The following is an 847-nucleotide window of genomic DNA, read 5'->3' as shown; positions in this document are numbered from 1 at the left end:
GGCGGCGCCGGGGGACCGGCTGGCGGTCGTCGACCCCGAGACGCTGGAGGAGCGGGCGGCGGCGGCCTTCGGCCCCGGCGGGCGGCTGCTCAACGGGGCCGCGGCGATAGGGGAGTTGGTCAACCAGGGACCGAACCCCTTCGAGGGGTACTGGCGCAACGAGACGGCGGACGCGGCGCGTCGGCGGGGCGGCTGGTACTGGACCGGGGACCTCTTCTACCGGGACACCGAGGGGTTCCTGTACTTCGCGGGCCGTACGGACGACCGACTGCGGGTCGACAGCGAGAACCTCGCGGCGGCGATGATCGAGAACATCCTGGCCCGGTGGGACGGAGCGNNGATGGCGGCGGTGGCGCTCCGGGACGGGGCGGTCTTCGACCCGGACGCGTTCGCCGAATTCCTGCGTGCGCAGCCCGACTTGGGGACGAAGATGGCGCCCCGGTTCGTACGGGTGGTGGCGTCCATGCCGGTGACGGCGACGAACAAGGTGCACCGGGTCGCGCTGCGGAGAGAAGGCTTCGCGGGGTGCGCCGACGAGGTGTGGTGGTCGCAGGAGGGCACGTACCGCCGTCTCACCGAGGCGGATGTGGACGGGCTGCGGGCGGAGTTCCGGGCGCACGGACGGGACGGCCTGGTGGCGGGGCCAGTTGACGCCGAAGGGCCGGCCGTCGGGTGACGGCCGGCCCTTCCTCCGTACGTACGGCGCTTACGCGGCCTGGGTCACCTGCTCCACCGGAGCGGGAGCGGTGCAGCTCCGGCGCAGCATCGTCACCGACAGCACCGCACCCGCCACCAGGACCGCGGCCCCGCCGACCGACGCGTAGTGCATCCCGTGCACGAAGGCCTC

Annotated in this window: 1 protein-coding gene; it reads left to right on the top strand. The window is 73.5% G+C overall.

Going from position 1 to position 847, the window contains the following annotated elements; translation table 11 throughout:
* Positions 1 to 676, top strand: a 676-nt coding sequence (locus J0695_RS36565; RefSeq protein WP_206969073.1) for an acyl-CoA synthetase family protein, incomplete at its 5' end; no start/stop codon positions are given.
* Between the last annotated feature and the right edge of the window lie 171 nt (positions 677 to 847).

It is taken from the genome of Streptomyces beijiangensis (assembly GCF_017315755.1).
Taxonomy (GTDB): Bacteria; Actinomycetota; Actinomycetes; order Streptomycetales; family Streptomycetaceae; genus Streptomyces; species Streptomyces beijiangensis.
This window is presented reverse-complemented; position numbering and strand designations above follow the sequence as displayed.